General features: G+C 58.1%; 10 protein-coding genes. 7 read left to right on the top strand and 3 right to left on the bottom strand.

Annotated features, from left to right (window positions below):
* Nucleotides 1-32 precede the first annotated feature (32 nt).
* From M1R55_RS19500 to M1R55_RS19490, 3 genes are read left to right on the top strand one after another with little or no spacing between them, the layout of a single operon-like run.
* The gene (locus tag M1R55_RS19500; protein WP_249395096.1) at nt 33-3215 is read left to right on the top strand and encodes an Eco57I restriction-modification methylase domain-containing protein; all 3183 of its coding nucleotides are present in this window, start codon (nt 33-35) and stop codon (nt 3213-3215) included.
* The gene (locus tag M1R55_RS19495) at nt 3212-5752 is read left to right on the top strand and encodes a DarT ssDNA thymidine ADP-ribosyltransferase family protein (protein WP_249395095.1); all 2541 of its coding nucleotides are present in this window, start codon (nt 3212-3214) and stop codon (nt 5750-5752) included. Before M1R55_RS19500 ends, M1R55_RS19495 begins: the two co-directional genes overlap by 4 nt.
* Before the next feature lie 2 nt (nt 5753-5754).
* Nucleotides 5755-6432: a hypothetical protein gene (locus M1R55_RS19490; RefSeq protein WP_249395094.1), complete on the top strand. Its 678-nt coding sequence runs from the start codon at nt 5755-5757 to the stop codon at nt 6430-6432.
* Nucleotides 6433-6450: 18 nt separating this feature from the next.
* On the opposite strand, the gene M1R55_RS19485 is transcribed toward M1R55_RS19490, so the two are convergent.
* The 3 genes from M1R55_RS19485 to M1R55_RS19475 all read right to left on the bottom strand — a co-directional run bounded on the left by M1R55_RS19485 (nt 6451) and on the right by M1R55_RS19475 (nt 9839).
* On the bottom strand, nt 6451-7155 hold the full coding sequence (locus M1R55_RS19485) for a GTPase domain-containing protein (RefSeq protein WP_249395093.1): 705 nt from the start codon (nt 7153-7155) through the stop codon (nt 6451-6453).
* Nucleotide 7156: 1 nt separating this feature from the next.
* Nucleotides 7157-8200 carry a GTPase gene (locus M1R55_RS19480; RefSeq protein ID WP_249395092.1) on the bottom strand — a complete coding sequence of 348 codons (1044 nt, stop codon included), beginning with the start codon at nt 8198-8200 and terminating at the stop codon, nt 7157-7159.
* A 91-nt stretch (nt 8201-8291) separates the two neighbouring features.
* A complete protein-coding gene (locus M1R55_RS19475) occupies nt 8292-9839 on the bottom strand; it encodes a hypothetical protein (RefSeq protein ID WP_249395091.1) in 1548 nt (515 codons plus the stop codon).
* Nucleotides 9840-9930: 91 nt separating this feature from the next.
* Between M1R55_RS19475 and pglZ the strand changes: the two genes are divergently transcribed.
* The 4 genes from pglZ (at nt 9931) to M1R55_RS19455 (ending at nt 18129) form a co-directional block, all read left to right on the top strand.
* Nucleotides 9931-12183: a BREX-1 system phosphatase PglZ type B gene (pglZ, locus tag M1R55_RS19470; RefSeq protein ID WP_249395090.1), complete on the top strand. Its 2253-nt coding sequence runs from the start codon at nt 9931-9933 to the stop codon at nt 12181-12183.
* Nucleotides 12180-14225 (top strand): BREX system Lon protease-like protein BrxL, encoded by a 2046-nt coding sequence (brxL, locus tag M1R55_RS19465; protein ID WP_249395089.1) that lies wholly within the window; start codon nt 12180-12182, stop codon nt 14223-14225. Before pglZ ends, brxL begins: the two co-directional genes overlap by 4 nt.
* Nucleotides 14226-14434: 209 nt before the next feature.
* Entirely contained in the window at nt 14435-16786 is a 2352-nt protein-coding gene (locus M1R55_RS19460; RefSeq protein WP_249395088.1) for an AAA family ATPase, read from the top strand.
* Nucleotides 16783-18129, top strand: a complete 1347-nt coding sequence (locus M1R55_RS19455) for an McrC family protein (protein WP_249395087.1) — start codon at nt 16783-16785, stop codon at nt 18127-18129. Before M1R55_RS19460 ends, M1R55_RS19455 begins: the two co-directional genes overlap by 4 nt.
* Nucleotides 18130-18707 lie beyond the last annotated feature (578 nt).

The raw sequence follows: 18707 nt of genomic DNA, 5'->3' as shown, positions 1-18707 counted from the left end.
TCTCCGCCCCTTTCCCATCTTTTGGAGTACCTATGCCTGCCCTTGAAACCCCCCTGCGCAAGATTCTGGAAAAGAAAGTCATCGAGGCGCGGGAGACTGCCGAGTCTGCCGCCGCCGCTGCCCTGGCCCGATTGATTGGGGACGGCCCCACCGCGCCCAGCTACCTGACCTCAGACGAGTTGACGCTACGGGAGATGCTGCTGGCAAAACAGAGCCAACTGGGCAGCCGCGACGCCCTGACCCGCGAGTGCGCCTACGAGCAGTGGCACGCCATGTTGTTCGCCCGCTTTCTGGAAGCCAGCGATCTGCTGATGCACCCGGAACACGGCGTGAGCGTGAGCATGGACGACTTGGACGAACTGGCGCAGGAAGAAGGCGACGCGGATGCTTACGCCGCCGCTGCTCGCTACGCCGCCAGGATGCTGCCCGGTATTTTTAGGCCCACCGACCCGCTGCTGAGGGTGCGCTTTGCCCCCGAATACCGCCAGAAATTAGAAGCCCTGATTGAAGGCATTCCCAAGCCCGCCTTTGTGGCCGACGACAGCCTCGGGTGGGTGTACCAGTTCTGGCAGACGGCCCGCAAACAGCAGGTGAATGCCAGCGGGCGCAAGATTTCGGGCGCAGACATTAGCCCGGTCACGCAGCTGTTTACCGAGCATTACATGGTGCAGTTTATGCTGCACAACACCATTGGCGCGTGGTGGACGGCCCGCAACCCGAATCAGCCGTTGCCCACCGACCAAAGCTATTTAAGACTGAACGAAGACGGCACGCCCGCTGCGGGCAGTTTCCCCGGTTGGCCTGCCCACACCCGCGACCTGAAAATCATAGACCCGTGCTGTGGCTCCGGCCATTTTTTGGTGGCGGCCTTTGCCCTGCTGCGCCGCCTGCGGATGCTGGAAGAGAATTTGAGCGAAATAGAAGCCGCCGAAGCCGTGCTGCGCGACAACCTGCACGGCTTGGAGCTTGACCCACGCTGTACCCAACTGGCCGCCTTTAATCTGACGTTAGAAGCGTGGAAGGCCGGAGGCTACCGCCCGATTCCCACGCCCCAGATTGCGTGCAGTGGCCTGAGCATCGGCGCGGGCATAGACGACTGGCTGAGTCTGGCCGACGACCCCAATACCCGCAACGTGTTCCGCATTTTGCACGAAGAATTCAGGGACGCGCCCGACCTCGGCAGCCTGATCAACCCGCGCCAGAGCATCCAAAAGAATCTGGGCATTTTTGGCGAGCAGGCGTTAGAGGGCTTGCCCGAGGTGATAGACGCCCTGCTGACCCGCGAGCAGGCCCACGATCCCGCCGCCGCTATTTTTGGAGACACCGTGCAGGGTGTGGCCCGCGCTGCCCGTTTGTTGGGCGACACCTACCATCTGGTGATTACCAACGTGCCGTATCTAGGACGTGGGAATCAGGGAGACACGCTAAAAACGTTTATAGAACAGCGCCACGCCGCCGCCAAAGCCGACCTCGCTACTGCCTTTGTGGAACGTGCCCGTGCCTTTGCCAAGCCGGGGGGAACTTATAGCCTAGTCACGCCACAAAACTGGCTGTTCTTAGGAAGCTACAAAAAGCTACGTGAGGTGTTGCTGAAAGAACAGCAATGGGACTGGGTAGCAAGGCTGGGAGTTAAATCCTTCTCTACGCCAATGTGGGACTTCAATATTTCGTTTGTAACTTTGACGAATCAAATGCCTTTAAGAACCCACGAAATGATGGGTATTGATGTGAGCGAGGCTAAAACGACGGATGGAAAATCTGAGGCGTTGCTAATTGGGGAAATTTTGAAGTTAGGACAGGAAGGACAAAAGGGGAATCCTGATTCAAGGGTTGCTCTAGTAGAGGCTCTAAATATTCCATTGCTGAGTGAATATGCAGACAGCTATCAAGGAATTAAAACCGGAGATGATGCGCGCTTTAGATTTAACTTTTGGGAAATAGAAAATTTGGACGGATTTAAATTTTTTCAAAGTACCATAGATGTTTCAAAAGATTATGGTGGCCTTGAGTCAGTTATAAAGTGGCAGAGTAGTGGACGGGAAATCAGTAGATTGCAGGGGATGAAAGCTTGGGGTAACTTGGGAGTATCTGTAAGTCAAATGGCTGATCTTCCAGTTGCTGTATTTCTGGGAGATTTGTTTGATAGTAATGCTTCACCAATTATTCCAAAAGACAGAACTAATTTGACCGCCTTATACGCCTTTCTATCCAGCGATATTTATAGAGATTCTGTAAGAGAAATCGATCAAAAACTTGCCGTAGCGAATGCCACTTTAGTCAAAGTACCCTTTGATCTGCCTTACTGGCAGCAAGTCGCGGCGGAGAAGTATCCCAATGGGTTGCCCGAACCGTATAGCAATGATCCTACCCAATGGCTGTTTAAGGGTAGGGTCACAGAAACAACCCAGCCTTTGCATGTGGCCCTCGCCCGCTTGCTCGGTTACCGTTGGCCGGATCAAATAGAAGACGGAATCGTGCTCGAACCAGACGGCATTCTGCCCCTGCCGGGACTGCGTGCGGCCCGCCCCGCCTACGAACGCCTGATGGACACGTTGGCGAGCGTGTACGGCGCAAGCTGGAACGCCGCCAAACTGCGCGAACTGCTGGCACAGGTGGGCGCAGAATCGCTGGAGGGTTGGCTGCAATCCGGGTTTTTTGAGGGGCACACCAAGCTGTTTCATCATCGGCCCTTCCTGTGGCACATTTGGGACGGGCGCAAAGACGGCTTTGGGGCGGTGGTCAATTACCATCTGCTCGACCGGGCGCGGCTGGAAAAGCTGACCTATACGTACTTGGGCGCGTGGATAGACGGGCAACGGGCGGCCAGTGCAGCGGGCGAGAAGGGAGCGCAGGAACGGCTGGCGGCGGCGCTGGGGCTACAGCGCAAGCTAGAGGCGATCTTGCTGGGCGAGCCACCCTACGACATCTACGTGCGCTGGAAGGACTTGGCGGGGCAACCGCAGGGCTGGAACCCTGACTTGAATGACGGCGTGCGCCTGAATATCCGTCCCTTTGTGGAAGCGGGCGTGCTGCGGGGCAAGGTGAACGTGAAGTGGGGCAAAGACCGGGGCAACGATCCCGGCAAGCAGGATTTCGGTGAAAAGGGGCCGCAAACGGACATCGAAAAACACCTCAGCAACGAGCGGCACAACGACCTGCACTTTACTTTGGCGGAGAAGGCTGAAGCTGGGAAAACGGAGATAGGGCAAGCGTGAGCGAAAGCGGTCTGAATAACGCCCCAATCCCGTCTTCCTCCGTCCCCCTCACCTATGTCCTGCTCATCAATGGGCAAGTCGTCAATGCGACGGCTTACCGCTTTCAGAGCTTCCGGCATTTAGTTGGGCTTCAAATCCTACTGACGCGGCTCAGTAAAGAACAGGTCTATTTCGTCCGTTATACCGGCGACAGTGACTACAGCCGGGAACTGGAACCGGTGGATCTGGCGCAGTGGTTGGCGCAGCAGGGGCTGACTTCTCTCAAGCCCACCCTCTTTGGCTGCTGCCTGTTGGGCCTCCTGTCGCCGGATCAGCTCCGCCCCTTTGCCTTTTACAGCGAATATGCCGAATTCGAGAGGACGCAGGTCAAGCGTGTAGAGCGTACTTACCCCTTGCCACCCTTGCCTTCGCAAACTGCAGCGAAGGTCGGTCAGGGAGCAGAAGCACGCCCTGATTTAGCGGGACAAGACGAGGTCTTTGAATCGGTTGAAAGTGAAGTCGGTGACCCTGATCAGCCGAGTCAAGTTTCGTCTGTATCATTCACTCAGCCCGAGGGCATCAACAAGAGTGAAGAACCTAAATCAGGGATATCAGAGCAAGCCCAACAGTACGCCATCTTATTGAATGGGCGTCTGGTGGGTGCGACGCCATTTCTTTTTGAAACCAGAAGAGACGTTGAGAGGCTCGTACGTCGGCTTGGAAATTTGACTGGCGCAAGAGCTTCAGCTGTACAGCGAGGATGGTGTATTCAAAACCCACCCATCTTTAGCTCGGTGCAAGTCGATGCTTGGCTCGATAAAAACATGGTTTATCTGGTCAAGCCTGGCCATATTGTTCAAGACAACTGCCCTGATGTGTCTTTACGAGAATTGGTTTGGCCACCGGATGCATGGGCTACAGACCAATCTAAAGTTTCACGTCAGGACTTTGATTCTTATATTTTTACAGGTCATGGAGTTGCTGGATGTGAGCCTGATCTTTTCTACAGAGAAGAATACCCATTCTCCCGGTCCAGTTTAAGAGCATTTCATGACATGGAATATGAGCGTGAGTATGAGCAGATGCAAGGAACGCCATTTGAATCTATGCAGTACATCGACATTCTCGATGAGGATTTGAATGAAGACAGCGATTCTTCAGAGAGCGAACTAGCCATAGAAGATGAAGTCACAATTGTGGTAGATGATTACATAGATTCACCGGAGCCATTAAATCTAGAAGTGCTTGCTGACTCGCGTCACGTTGTCATCCTCCAGTTGGGTGGGTCGGTGGTGTGTGACTGTGCGCTGAGCTTCTCTAATCCTGCTCAGGCACAAGCTTTGCAGCAAGCTGTGAGCGAAGTGCTCAAAGTGAGCGTGACAAGCTTGCCTGTGTCAAAAGGCCATCAAGCCAAGCCGTTCAGCCTCAGACTGGCCACCGACTGGATCAGAAAAGTGGTCGAGAAGTGGAGCCTTGATCTGCGGGCGCTTGAAGAGTTTGAGGAGATCTACCACAAATTTTTGCCAACCAGTGGAGTGCGGCAAGCTACAAAAAGGGACGTAGCCCCCCTCTCAACGCAGCAGCTCATGTATGTCTTTGAAGTTGGCGGCGGCGTGGTATGTGGGCAGCCGTTAGCCTTTACCGCTTCCTATCAAGTCAGTATCTTCCGTCAAGCACTAAGTGAAACCCTCCGGACTTCTGTCCTAAGCCGGCAGGTAATGAGCGAAACGTCCAGTATTCCTTTTGATATCCAAACCGTTGCACAATGGCTCGACACTCAGGGTTGGCTAGCCCATTACCGTCCAGCAGAACGGGTGGATTTGATCGCCACCTACGCAAACTGGGGGGAGTCTAAAACCCTACCGCCCAATCTCCTATTAGAAGCTCAATCGGCACAGCGGACTTTTGTTCAGCCGAAATTCAACGAAACTTCAGCAGCTATCCGAACGCTGCTACACGAGCGGCAGATCAAGCAACTGGTTCACTTTACCCGCTTAGACAATTTGCCCGGCATTGTGCGTCAGGGCATTCTGAGCCGCCGTGATCTGGCTCAGACGGCCTTTCATTGGAACGATGCGCTTCGCCTCGACCAACGTGAGCATGCCACCTGCCTGAGCATCAGCCATCCCAATTACAGGATGTTCTACCGTTACCGTCAAGAACATCCACAGGTGAAATGGGCGGTGCTGGTACTGGAGCCTTCATTGCTTTGGGAACTGGATTGCGGATTTGTGGAAATCAACGCGGCCAGTGCAGGAATTCCCCAGCGGGATGAGGCCACTCTTAAAGGCGCGGCAGCACTGGAAGGAATGTTTGGCAATGTGCCAATCCGAACTCAACTGCGGTTGCCAGAGCATTTTCCTACTGATCCCCAAGCGGAAGTGTTGGTTTTTGAAGCCATTTCGACGCGGTTTATCCGTGAAATCCACGTCAATTTCGTGCCCAACGTTCATCAGGTTGAAGATGGGCAGGGGCGTTCTATCGCCGTGCTACAGAGGCCCAAGTTGTTTGAGGCTCGCCAGGACTATGTCCATTGGCAAAATCCGGTACGGTTCTAGGTATGGCTGAGCGTCCTGTCTTCCTCCCTTCTTCCACTTCCCCTTTTGTGCAGGAGAAAACCGTCAGCTTCAAGTGGCATGCGGGCCTCTCGCGCGCTCAGGCTCAGCGTTCGATTGCTGAGCTGCATACCTCGGCTGCCGCTCAAGCAGTTAGCCCGTTGCTGGAGATCTCGTCGAAGGGCAGCGACCCGCTGGGGATCAAGCTCAGCGCCTTCAACCTCACGTTTGAAGCTCCGACTGGGCAGCGGCTTTCGGTAGAGTCGGCCTATCAAGGCAGCAAAGTCTTCCAGAATGGCGACCACTTTCCTGACCTGTACCGGGCCAGCAGCCGCGACGCCAAGCTGGATGAGCGTGTGAAAGGGCGCCCGGACATTCAGCAGTTCGATTTTTTCGGTGAAGTGTGGCCGAGGCAGCCTATGACCGCATTTTACGACTGGCTGTATCTCCAGGCGTTGGCGCAGCATCCAGAGCATCTGGCCGCGCTGGAAGGTTATGCAGGCTTCACAGACATCGCCTTTAATCCGCAAAAATCGTCAGCCTGTCAGGCGCGGTGTGCGGCTATGCGCCTAGGCCTGCGCCAGGCAGGTATTTGGACAGAGGCACTCGCTGGGCAGCAGGCTTTCCTAGATGCATTAGGAAATAAGCGAAATTCAGGCGCTGCCCAACCATCTTTGTTCTGACAGAACAGGCAGATTACATTAGACCGAGTTGGCAGCGCCATGTCCAAACACAGCACTCTTGAGCTCAGCAATTCCACTCCCAGTCCTGTTCTCGAGGTATAGAATCTGGTGATCTTCTACGCCGAGTCGTGCACGCAGATCGTGATGCCGTATCTCCTGCTCTAAGACGCTGAACCTGTGTGCATGTGTTTGGACAACCGTGATTTTCCGCTTCTGATTTCTGGCGTATTGAACAAGCCGCTCGTCAGAATCCAGCAGCTTACCGTTCAAGAAAACAAAGATTTCATCGAACAGGTCGAAGGGAAAGAGCCTGAGGTAGGTGTCAGTCGGATGCCGTATTGTGCCGTATCCAGGTGCATCCACGAAAATAAAGTCTTTGAATGATGAGTAGAGGGTCACGTCTCGTTCTACAGACCAATCCGTCATATCTGTGCTGACACCAATACCTGGCCTGGGCTGCAGGCATTCGTCCGTCAGATTATCTAGGGCAGTGGACTTCCCTGCACCAGGTTGACCTATGAAGGCGATTTTGCGGAGCGATGAGTTACGAAGCTCAGTCTGCAGACGGCACAGATTACTTGTCAGTATCGTTTCCACTTCAATTCCTGAGTTGAAGTCAGAAGTTGATGGCTTGGTTGGTGCAGTTGGCGTTGCTTCACTTGCTACCGCGTCCACGACACCAATAATGAGCTTAACCACAGGAAAGACGAGGAACCACCACATCTCAGCGTCTCAGGCGTTCAGTGAGTCTCTTGGAAGCCAGATCATGACAGGCATCAACGTAAGCGTTGCCGGATGTGACACATGCACCCAATGACAGAGTACCACTGACAATATTCCCAACAATCGGAACAAATTTCAACGGAATTTTGAATGCTGCCGTCGTTCCTGCAGCTTTGAAGGCAGCCCTCAGAAGAGCCTGAAGAAATTCCGCTTCTGATCCCCCGTAGTCACCCAGTCCATCTAAATCTTTTTCTGTCAAACCGTAATCCCGCCGTATCTCCTTGTACATATTGCGAATGACGGTCATGTCAACAGCAATATCAAGGCCAGGAATAATGTTTAGTGCTCCGTTCACAACTGCAAGCATGGAGGCTTTCAAGACACGACGCTTGCTAGCTGCCTTTTTGGCTTCCAGCGAAGCCTCTGTCTTCGCCTGCATTGATCGTCGCCAACGATCAGCTTTCACATCATCCAGAAGCGCAAGCACGGCATCCTTCACTTCGTCTATTCCCTTCAGATTGTCATCACGATCTGGACGGCAGCTCGTGAAAATGACCCGTATACCAAGACCAACCTGTTTCTGGATATCAGCAATTTTCTCTTCTTCAAGTTGCTCTGTGGTTTTCCCTTTCTGCCAGAGTTGATCGTGTTGGTTAACTACGAACACGCACGGCTGGCTGTGGGTTATAAGATAACGAAAGAATTCCGCATCTGATTGAACGATCTTCCCACTGCTAACACAAAGGTACACATCAAAGGAATCCACTTTAAATTCTTTGAAATACGTTTCTTTTGGAAAGCGCGCCGTACCATATCCGGGAAGGTCACAGAACTCCACGCCAGGAACAGTAGCGGTAGAGTGGCTACTCATTCCTGTCGTGGTATCTGTATGCACCCCAACCACCGCTTCATCTACTCCAAGGATGGCGTTAACGAGAGATGATTTCCCGGCGCCAGGCTGGCCGAATACAGCGACCCGAACCTCTGCCCGATCCGCCTCTTCAAGGTCTTGTCGGAGTTGTGCCGCTTCGTCTTCTAAGTTCATGGTCACTCCATTTTGATCAAGTTCCCAAACAAAGCCATTACACCATTACGCGGCGAGATCGAGCACCCTAGATTCGATATGAGGCAAAGTGTCACCGTCTAGGCATTAACAAACGCTTCATTTGGAGCAGATTGTCATCGTGTAAGTCCCTCCAGTCAGAAGGCTCTCCACGCTCGAAGATAAAGTCGTCTTGATGTCTTTGGTAGAGCCTTACACCGTCCGCAGCTGCTAGCAGTAGAGCCTGTGCACCCAGCCGTAGGCCATACGACTTGGCCTGATAAAAGGCGTCTTTCCAAGCGAGGTCACCGGACGCCCGGTACTTGACCTCGATCAGGGCATGCACGCGCTGCTCTGGATGCGTCCCCGTCACGCCAATGGCGTAGTCCGGATAATTGCGTTCTCCCCGGCCCATGCGAACCGGAAGTTGCCGCACCCAGTCGTTTTCGGTCAGGCCGAGTCGGTGCAGCAGAGGCTCAACCAGTTGGAGTTCCACGTCGCGTTCGTTGGCCAGATCAGCCAGATCGACTTCAGCTTGTTCCGGCAGGTGCGGCACGCTGGAGAGATCTAGGCCCCGCTCGGCCAACATCTGAAGGACAGCGTTGTATTCGGCGGCACTGAGCATCTGCCCACTGGTGCCCTGCAGGTTGCGGCCAATGTGGGTGCTGGCCCCAAACACAGCGTCTGCCTTCAGGGCCTGAAAAGGAACGCGGGGCACGCGCACGATGCCGCCGATCTGCACCGCGTGCTTGTAATGAAAGAACGGATCGACGTAGGCGTCCTCCACGACGCGCAGCAGGGAATGTATCTCTTTGACAGGCGAGCGGATGTACATCACACACACGTCGCCGCGCTGCATGTCGAGGCTGCCCTGCCAGTGGGTGACGTGTTCTGGCGAAATCTCTTCTAAAAAGCCGTAATCGCCGTCCTGTTCGCCGCCGCCCACCAGCAGCCAGGCGTGGCGGGGCGCAGGCAGTTCGTCTCTAGGCTCGCAAGCGACATAGGCCGGGCCAAAGTGGTACAGGACGGCCAACAACCCGGCCACCGTCAGGTCATGGCGCTGCCTGAACTCTTGGAGTGCCGCGCTGAATTGACCCAAGTAAAGCCAGCGGCCTAAAGTGTCGTTTTTGGCGGCCACAGCGGGCAGAGCAATGTCAAAGGCCGCAGCGATCTGCAGCAGCTCTTGGTGAAGTGAGGGGACCTCCATGCTCTTGAATCCATAAGGCACAAATATGTCTGGGTGCGCGAGGTGCAGCCCTAAGCTGACCAGGTGCACGTCTTCCATGGCCCACTTGACGTTCAGCACATCGTCGGCATCTCCAGACAAAGACACTTGGCCGCTGGTGACGAGGGCAGTCAAGAGCGCCTGCACCTGCTCTGGAGAGGCAGCCGGATGCTGGCTGGCAAAACTCTGAACGGCCTGCACGACGCGCACGGCGTCGTCGTTCAGGGCCTCATCTTCCCACTCTATTTCCGAGCCTTCCTCATGGCTCCCGACATAGTCGGTGACTCCGTAGCGCGGCCACTCATGCTGCATCCGTGCCGCAAACTCTGGCAATTCGGCAAAGTATGCGGTCGCCAATTCGCCGCCCGGAGAGCGGAAGTACAGATCCAACACCAGTGGATTGAGTTGTGAGGGCATTCCTCACTATGCCCGCTCTGGCGACGCGTTCTTGCCTCACTTGCGTCAACTGCGCCTCATGTCCTACACCCAGCCTTTATCCTGTAACCCAATGACGACAGTTCTGGACGCCCTTGAACGTGCCCTGCTCGCAGCGGGTGGGCATCAGCGGGGCGAAGTGCTCGCGCCCAATTGCATTTTGTGGCCTGATCCGGCGGGCGAATGGCAGGAAGCGGCGGCCCTGCTGAGACAGCGCCGATCCTTGTTGACGCTGGGCCACTACGATCCAGCCCGCCTCACCGGGCCAGCCATCTGGATTCGCACGGTGTTGGACAGGCAACCTGTCTTGCCTGAACCGACCATCGTGTATCTGCTGGGTCTGGGCCGAGACGACCTGCGCGGCGAGGTGGCCTCTGAGGGCGTCAGACCTCTGGTTGACCTGCAGTTCCGTGGCGCAGTGTTCCTGGGGCCAAGGAAAAAGGCCTGGTCTGTCGCGTCGTTTTTTAAGGAGGCCAAAGACCTCCGAATAGACGTGGCGGACAGTGCGCGCCCTGCATTGGTGGGCCATCTGGGAACCTTGCTGGGGCAACCCATCAGCGAGTTGAGAGCGCGGGCGCCCCTGACCTTACCTGCCCTGAGTCGGTTGGCCTTTCCTGACCTGCCGGGCCAACTGCTGACCTGGCTGTCTGATCCCCAGCTGGTTTTGCCACAAGCCCTCGTGGAAGCCTTCGGGTCGGAGTACGGTCTGGAGGTGTCTGAGGGCGTCGCGGTAGCGGCTACGCGGCTTACGACGCGCCAGGGGGCTCTGGGCGGTATCTGGGAACGGTATGCAGCGAATCCCGACCTGTACCCCGGCGTTCGAACCGCTCTAACGACCGCAGGCCCGGCAGCGGGCGCAACTTGGACGGCGGAGCAAGCTGAGGTGTGGCCGCAAAGCAATTCGGCTGCAGAGCAGGCCCTGCGGACAGCGTTGCAGGCTTTGCAAGACCAGCCTGCAGTGGCTGTGCGGGCCGGTCTGTTGGAGTTGGATCAGCAGCACGCTTTCCGGCGCGTCAGCGTCTGGGGGAGGTTGGGGGAGTCGCCCCTGGCCTGTGCCCTGCAGCATTTGGCCCACCTCACCACCCTGTCGGCAGTCCCGCTGATCGGCGACACGGCGCCGGAGTTGGCCGCCGCCTATGCCGCTGGCGGTTACCGCACGGATCAAGAGGCTATGGGCGCGCTCGGGGCCGTGCAGGCCGACGCAGACCTTGAGTTGGTAGGGGGCGTGCTACGGATCCCTTATCTGGAGTGGCTGACCCGAGTGAACGAGCGGTTTGCCGCCGTCACGTTGGCCGCAAACAGCCTGCCAAAACCTACATCGTCCTCTTGGCAATCTGTCCCCGGACTGGCGGTTATTTTTGTCGACGGCTTGCGGTTTGATGTGGCGGCCTCGCTGGCAAAACAGCTTGCTCCCCACTCGGCCCAGTTGTCGTGGCAATTTTCTGCCCTGCCTTCGATCACCGCGACCGCCAAGCCTGCCGCCGCGCCCGTTGCAGGTGCTCTGGACGTGCTGAGCGGCGAGAAGCTCACTCTGGGGCACTTGGGCCGCAGCCTGAATGCTGCGCTGCTGCGCGACCTCTTGACGCAGCGCGGCTTCAAGGCCGTGCGCATCCCAGTCAAAGGCGATTCGGGCGGGGCCGTCTGGATGGAGACCGGTAACTTGGACAGTCTTGGGCACGGTCAGGGTGTGGGGCTTGCCGGACTCTTGCCCGCCGAGGTAAGACGCCTCCGAGACCGGGTGCAGGGCTTCCTCGACGCCGGATTTCAGGAGGTACGGATCATCACCGACCACGGTTGGCTCCTGATGCCGGGGGGCCTCCCCAAAGCAGAGCTTCCGGGGCCCCTGACGTTGTTTAAAAAAGGCCGCTGTGCTGTCCTCAAAGTGCTGAACGCCAGTTCGTATCCTTCCCTGCCGTGGACGTGGGATGCGGACGTGCAGATCACGCTGGCTCCCGGTGTGCATTCCTTTGAGGCGGGCGAGGTGTACACGCACGGCGGCCTGAGCCTGCAGGAGTGCGTCATTCCGGTGCTGACGGTGCGGGCGCAGGGCGGGGTCATGCCTGTAGAGTTCGAGTCGGTGCGCTGGACGGGCAACCGCTGCCGGGTCAAGGTCAGCGGTGGAGCGGGCCTGACTCTGGATCTGCGCCGCCGGGCCAACGACGCAGGCAGTTCGCTCCTGACGGCAGCGAAAGAGGTGGGCGCAGACGGTAACGTGTCCCTGTTGGTCGCAGGCGATGACACGGACGGCACGGCCGCTGTTCTGGTGGCCCTTCAAGAGAACAAGCCCATCCGGCAAAAACCCGTCACGGTGGGAGAAAACGCATGACCTTGGACGCGCTCGACCAATTGGTGGCTGCCTCTTTTGAGGGCTATACCGTCCGCAAAGACCTGGCCAAGACCTTCAAGGGGCAGTACCCGGTGCCGACCTATGTGGGTGAATTCTTGCTGGGCCGCTACTGTGCCAGCACCGACGAAGAAGAGATCCGTGAAGGTCTGGAAGTCGTGCAGCGCATGATGAACGAGCGCACGGTGCGGGCAGGCACGCAGGAACTGTTCAAGGCCCGGGCCCGCGAACGGGGCAGCGTGAAGCTGATCGATCTGGTCACCGCCCGTCTTGACGCGAAGACCGATGCTTACCTGGTCGAGTTGCCCAGCCTGCAACTCAAAGATGTCCGTATTTCGCCGGAACTGGTGCAGGAGCATGAACGCATGCTGACTGGCGGCTTTTACGCGGAGCTGGAACTGGAATACGACGCCGTGATTGCCGGTGAAAAAAGCGGACGACCCTTTGGTGTGGCGTCGCTGCGGCCCATTCAGCTCTCCAAGCGCTCGGCACTCTCAGAGATGGCCCAGGGGCGATCTGCCTTTACCACGGCTCAGTGGAAGGCTCTCCTGCTGCGGAGCGTGGGCTTTGAGCCGGACACCTTATCAACCCGTGCCCAAGACGTGCTGCTGCTCAGAATGGTGCCGTTTGTGGAGCGCAACTACAATGCTGTGGAATTGGGGCCACGCGGCACCGGGAAATCCCACCTGTACCAGCAGGTCTCCCCGTACTCGCATCTGGTGTCAGGCGGCAAGGCCAGCGTGGCCCGGATGTTCGTCAACAATGCCAGCGGTCAACGCGGCCTGGTCACGCAGTACGACGTGGTGTGCTTCGATGAGGTGTCCGGCGTGTCCTTCGACCAAAAAGACGGCGTGAACATCATGAAGGGCTACATGGAAAGCGGCGAGTTTTCGCGGGGCCGCGAAAGCATTCGGGCCGACGGCGGCGTGATCATGGTAGGCAACTTCGACGTGGATGTGGCCCACCAGCAGCGAATCGGCCATCTGTTCGGCCCTATGCCGGCCGAGATGCGCGACGACACGGCGCTGATGGACCGGATTCATGCCTACCTGCCTGGGTGGGACGTGCCGAAACTGCATGCGGGTCTGTTCACCAATCACTTTGGGCTGGTGAGCGATTTCCTCGCAGAGTGCTGGCATCAACTGCGTTTCGAAGGCCGCTGGAACCGGGTGGCCCACCGGGTTCGGTTGGGCGGAGCGCTGAGTGGACGGGACACCACGGCGGTGCAGCGCACGCTGAGCGGGCTGCTCAAGCTGATCTCTCCCGACGAGGCAGCAGAGATTGACGACGCGGATCTGGACTGGGCCGTGCGCCTCGCCCTCGAGGTTCGCCGCCGCGTCAAGGAACAGCAAAAGCGCATCGGCAGCGCCGAGTTCCGCAACACGCATTTCAGTTATCAACTGGGCGAGGACGGCATCGAACAGTTTGTGACCACGCCAGAACTGCAAAGTGACGACGCCATCGGCACCGATCCATTGCCCCCCGGTCAGGTGTGGGCGCTGGGTTCCAGCATGACCGACGAGCACGCGGGCCTCTATCGCATTGACGTGAACGAGGGGCCGGGCAGCGGCGTGCGGGTGCTGAACAATCCGGTGCCCCGGCCCTTTCAAGAAAGCGTCCGCTTTGCAGAGCAAAACCTGTATGCGCAGGCGCTGGCCCTGGTGGGCGAGCGTGACCCCCGCCAGCATGAATTCAGCATTCAGCTGCGGGCTTTCGACTCGGCCCGCAGCGGGAGTGGACTGGGCCTGCCTGCTCTGCTGGCCCTGTGCAGCGCCCTGTTGGGCAAAAGTTTACGCGGCGGCCTGATTGCTGCCGGACACCTGAATTTGGGCGGCGGCATTGATCCGGTGCACAACGCCATTGACCTGGCGGAACTGGCCGCAGAGAAGCGGGCGGCCGCACTCCTGCTGCCTATCAGTGCCCGGCGGCAACTCAATGACCTGAGCGATGAGGTGGCGGCCAAGCTGACGGTGCTGTATTACACGGATGCCCGCGACGCCCTGTTCAAAGCACTGTTGGAGTAGGAAAATCAAGCAGTTGACATTAGGTCTTAAACAAACTCTGCCCAACCGTGTTGGTGGGAGGGGCTCGGCATGTGCTGTTGAGCAAACCAAAAGCACTTACGCTGATCTAGTTAACGCAATGGAAACCACAATCACTGCAGAGCACCCAGCCCCCTAACATTCGTGGATTCCAGCCTCCGCTCACGCCTGGGGCGCTTTACATTAGGGCCATGACACAACCCTCTGACCCGCCGACCTTCTTTCTTCAATCGGTGGGGATTCGTGCTACGGCCCAACCGCGTGGCGGGCGCTTTGTGGTGCTGGCAGGCAGCCAGGCGCGGGCCGAAGTGGTAGACAGTTATGAACGCAACGTTCCAGCTGGCTATAGAGCGCACCGCGAGCGGCTGATTGCTGAAGGCGTACTGCAACACGATCAAGTTACAGGCGAGTTGCAGTTTATGCGTGACGAGGCATTCAATGGCAGTACGGAAGCAGGCTGTGTCGTGGCCGGGCGGATGGTCAACGGCATTCGTGACTGGTTCGTTCAAGCTCCAGATGGAGCCAAGCAGTCCCATGCGGATTGGCTGACTCAGGTTCGGAGCGGGCAGGACACGCCAATTTTCACTTTAAAAACCGACCAGCTGAAGGCATACGCGCAAATGCAAAAAGGCGAGTTTGTGGTTCTGACAGGCAGTGAAGCTATGCAAGGTGTCTCTGACAAGATGGACAGAGACGTTGTGGAACTTAAAGAGCACCTCATAGCGCAAGGGGCGCTTGTAGAAAAACCGGACTCGGATCTGCTGGAATTTATCGTCGATACAACTTTTAAGGGTGCGGCTGCTGCCAGTGGCGTAATACTGCTGCGTCGGGGGTTCGAAAATTCTCTTTGGATTTTCACCGATTCACAGGGTCAAGAGGTCAGCTACGGAAAATGGATGGGGATAACGTCCAAGATTCCGCCTCAAGTCAGACAGGCGCGGCTCGGCCTAACCCAAACAGCCAGCGAGGAGACTGGCATGCTGGAAGCGCACGGGCACCGCGAAGAGATTCTTGCTGATGTGGTCACGACTGCGCGGGTTCCTCTGAATCAAATCCTGTACGGTCCTCCGGGCACAGGCAAAACGTTTCAAGTGGTGGAACGCGCTCTGGCCGTCCTTGATCCCGCCTTCTTGGCTGAATTCCTGCAAAACCGCGCGGCACTCAAAGCCCGCTACGATGACTTCGTGACAGCGGGGGCCGTGTCGTTCGTCACCTTCCACCAGTCGTTCGGGTACGAGGATTTTGTTGAGGGCATCAAACCCGTCATGGAAGGCAGCCAACTGAAGTACCGCATTGAAGACGGCATCTTTTTGGAAGCCGTGCGGGCTGCCGGGGGTCAGTTGGCTCCAGCAGAAAAAGAAGAGGAAAGTCAATCTGCGGTACAAGCGCCGCAAGGCCCGCCCGCTGCCGCTCAGGTGTGGCGGATCTACATCGACGGCGCAGCACCCAGCAGTCAACTGCGCGAGCGGTGTCTGGAACGGGGCGAAGTGCGGGTGGGCAGCTGGAACAAGCCCCCACAAGACCTTACCCTCATCAGCAGCGAGGAACTCAATCCATCGCAAGTCCTGTTCCGGGACGGGATGAGAGTGGGCGACCTGATTCTGCTGGCGACCAATTCAGACCAGATCGGGGCCGTAGGCGTTGTGGACGGCGAGTACCACTTCAATCCGGGAAGCGACCCTATTTTTGCCCTGAATTACGCGCATGCCCGGTCTGTTCGTTGGCTGGCTACAGACTTGAAAGTGGGTGCCCAGGCCATCACGGGCCGCAGGTTCGCGCCGCCCACTTTGCAGCGGGTGGCCGGAGCAACCGCCGCGGAGATTGTGCAGCGCCTGGGGCTTTCGCAGTCTCACCCTGCGGACGAAGCAGAGCAAGAAGCGGGGACGCGCCCCCATGTGCTGATCATCGATGAGATCAACCGGGGCAATGTCGCCAAGATTTTCGGCGAACTGATTACCCTGCTGGAGACCGAGAAGCGGGCAGGCGGCCCGGAAGCCCTGACGGTCAAGTTGCCCCTGAGCCGCCGCGCCCTGAGTGTGCCGGACTCCCTGTACGTGATCGGCACCATGAACACTGCCGACCGCAGCCTGACCCAGCTGGATACCGCGCTGCGCCGCCGCTTCGTGTTCCATCCGGTCTGGCCGGAGCCGAGCTTGCTTCAGGTCGTGCAGATCGACGGGCAAGCCTTGGATCTCCGGAAATTCCTGTATGCCATCAACGACCGCATCGAGCGGTTGCTCAGCCGGGAGCAGGTGATCGGGCACGCCTACCTGTTGGGCCTGCCCGCCACCCTGGCTGGCGTGGCCAGCGCCCTGCGAGAACGCATCCTGCCGCAATTGGAAGAGCACTTCTTCGATGACTGGTCGAAAATCCGTGAGGTTCTGGCCGACGCAGGGAAAGAACGGCACCTACAGTTCGTGCAGCAGGACAAGGTGGAAGACGGCGTTCGGTACCGTGTCAATGAGTCGGCGTTTCGAGAGGTTGAGGCGTTCACACTGGTCTACAGCCGCATGAACGACGACGCCTTCCCGTTTAAGCCATGACCGTTCACCTCAGCGCCCGTGAACATGATTTCCTCGTGCGTGGGGAGGCCAGCGCCCTAGGGGAGCAGAACGTAACCACCCTCAGTGCGGAAGCCTTCGATGCGGTGGAAGCCCTCGTGCTGGGGCAGGGCAGTGAATTAGCTTCTGTAGCGGCACCGACCAAGCTGGCCCGGCAAAACGCCCTGAAGCTGTCGCAGTGGGTGGGATTGATTCGCACGCCAGACGGAACCACCATCGAGATTTTACCCAAGACCCACGAGCGGCCCGGCACACGGCAGCTTGATCCTGAGGCGTCCTTGCACGGCAGCCGCGCCCTGTTGATGCGCATGTTGGTGGCCACTGACGAACGCTTCCGAACAGCGCCTCCTGCGGACTTGGATACGGCCCGGATGCCGCTCTTCGAGATCCTGCTTCGCTCGGTGCTTGACGGCATCAAGGCAGCGGTGCGGCGCGGCATTCCCCATGCGTATGTCGCGGTCTCCGAAGAGCGGGCTTCCCTACGCGGCAGGCTGGACTTGCCCCGGCAGGTACGGCAACCACCTCACCGCGCCCACCGGCTGAACGTTGTGTATGACGAGTTTCTACCGGATCGCCCTGAGACGCGCCTTACCCGGTTGACGGTGGAGCGGGTGGCCCGCGTAACGCGCGCTGCGTCCACCAAGCAGCTGGCGCGGGAGCTGTTGGTCGTTCTGGAGAACGTGCCGCCCAGCCGTGACATTCGGCGTGATTTTGCTGCCTGGCGCCTGGAGCGGGGGCACGCGCACTTTGTGGCGCTGGAGGGCCTGTGCCGCATGGTGCTGTACGAGCTCAACCCGCTGGTCGGAGGCATGACAGCACGGGCACAGGCGGTCTTGTTCGACATGAACAAGGTCTACGAAGCGTATGTGGCGCACTTGCTGCGGCTCCAGCATCCCGAGTGGCGGGTGCAGACACAGGTCACCGACCGCGCTTTGGGCAACGTCGGAACGACCCCTGCCTTCCGGCTGCGCCCCGACCTGCTGATTACCCTGCCGTCAGGCGAAGTGATCGTGGCCGACACCAAATGGAAGCGGCTCAAACCTGACAAGGCCCCGACTTTCGACATAGCGAATGCAGATGCCTATCAGATGCTGGCCTACGGCGCGGTGTTTCAGCGGGGGCAAGCGGTGCGGAATCTGCACCTGATCTACCCACACCTGGTGGGCCTGCCACCTCGCCTGCCGACCATTGCCCTAGAAGGCGGAAGCTTCCTGCACCTGAGCACCATCGACCTGAAGGCGGTGGTGCCTCTCAGTCCTTTTTCTTCCTTGCCGATCCCAAGAGCAATGCCGCTGACTCCTGACACACTGGATCCCGGTGCGTGAGTCTGTGGTGGTGAAGGCGCTCACTGGATCAATCCGGCGGCAGGGATGGACGAGGCCTGATCCATTGGCGACAACCCCGAAGCGCGGCTTCTGCACTTGCTGGCCGACAATCTCTCCAGCCTCCTGCACACCCAAGCGCCGGGACTGGTGATGCGAGATGAGTTCAGGGAAGCGGAGCAGCAGGGCGATTTCGGTTCGCCCTGCTGCGGTGGCACGTGGTGATCGCCGACCCCGTAGCGTTGTCCGGATGAAGGCCGGCCCAGCGGGAGCAGATGAGGGCCGCTCTCGCGGTACTCTCACTCTTGCTGGGCGTGAAGGAAGGCGCGGGCCGACGCTGGTATTTGCTCCTGCCCCCGTCCAGCTCCTTGCCGGCACTTTGGTCTGACAGGTATTCAGCCTAGCGCTGTAGGGCGTGATCCCAAAAACCTTGTGTAACGGCAAAAACCTTCACTCCGCCCAACCAGCTTTGCTCTGACATTCCCGGCATTTAAGTCAATCTTTGGGTGTCAACACTCGCTTCAACCGCAGCAAGGTGCTGTCTTGCAGATCTGACTGAGCCAGTTCCTTTCCTGGTCAAC

Origin of the sequence: Deinococcus sp. QL22, from assembly GCF_023370075.1 — a bacterium.
Taxonomy (GTDB): domain Bacteria; phylum Deinococcota; class Deinococci; order Deinococcales; family Deinococcaceae; genus Deinococcus.
Note: the sequence above shows the minus strand (reverse complement) of the source record. Positions and strands in the feature narration are given on the sequence as shown.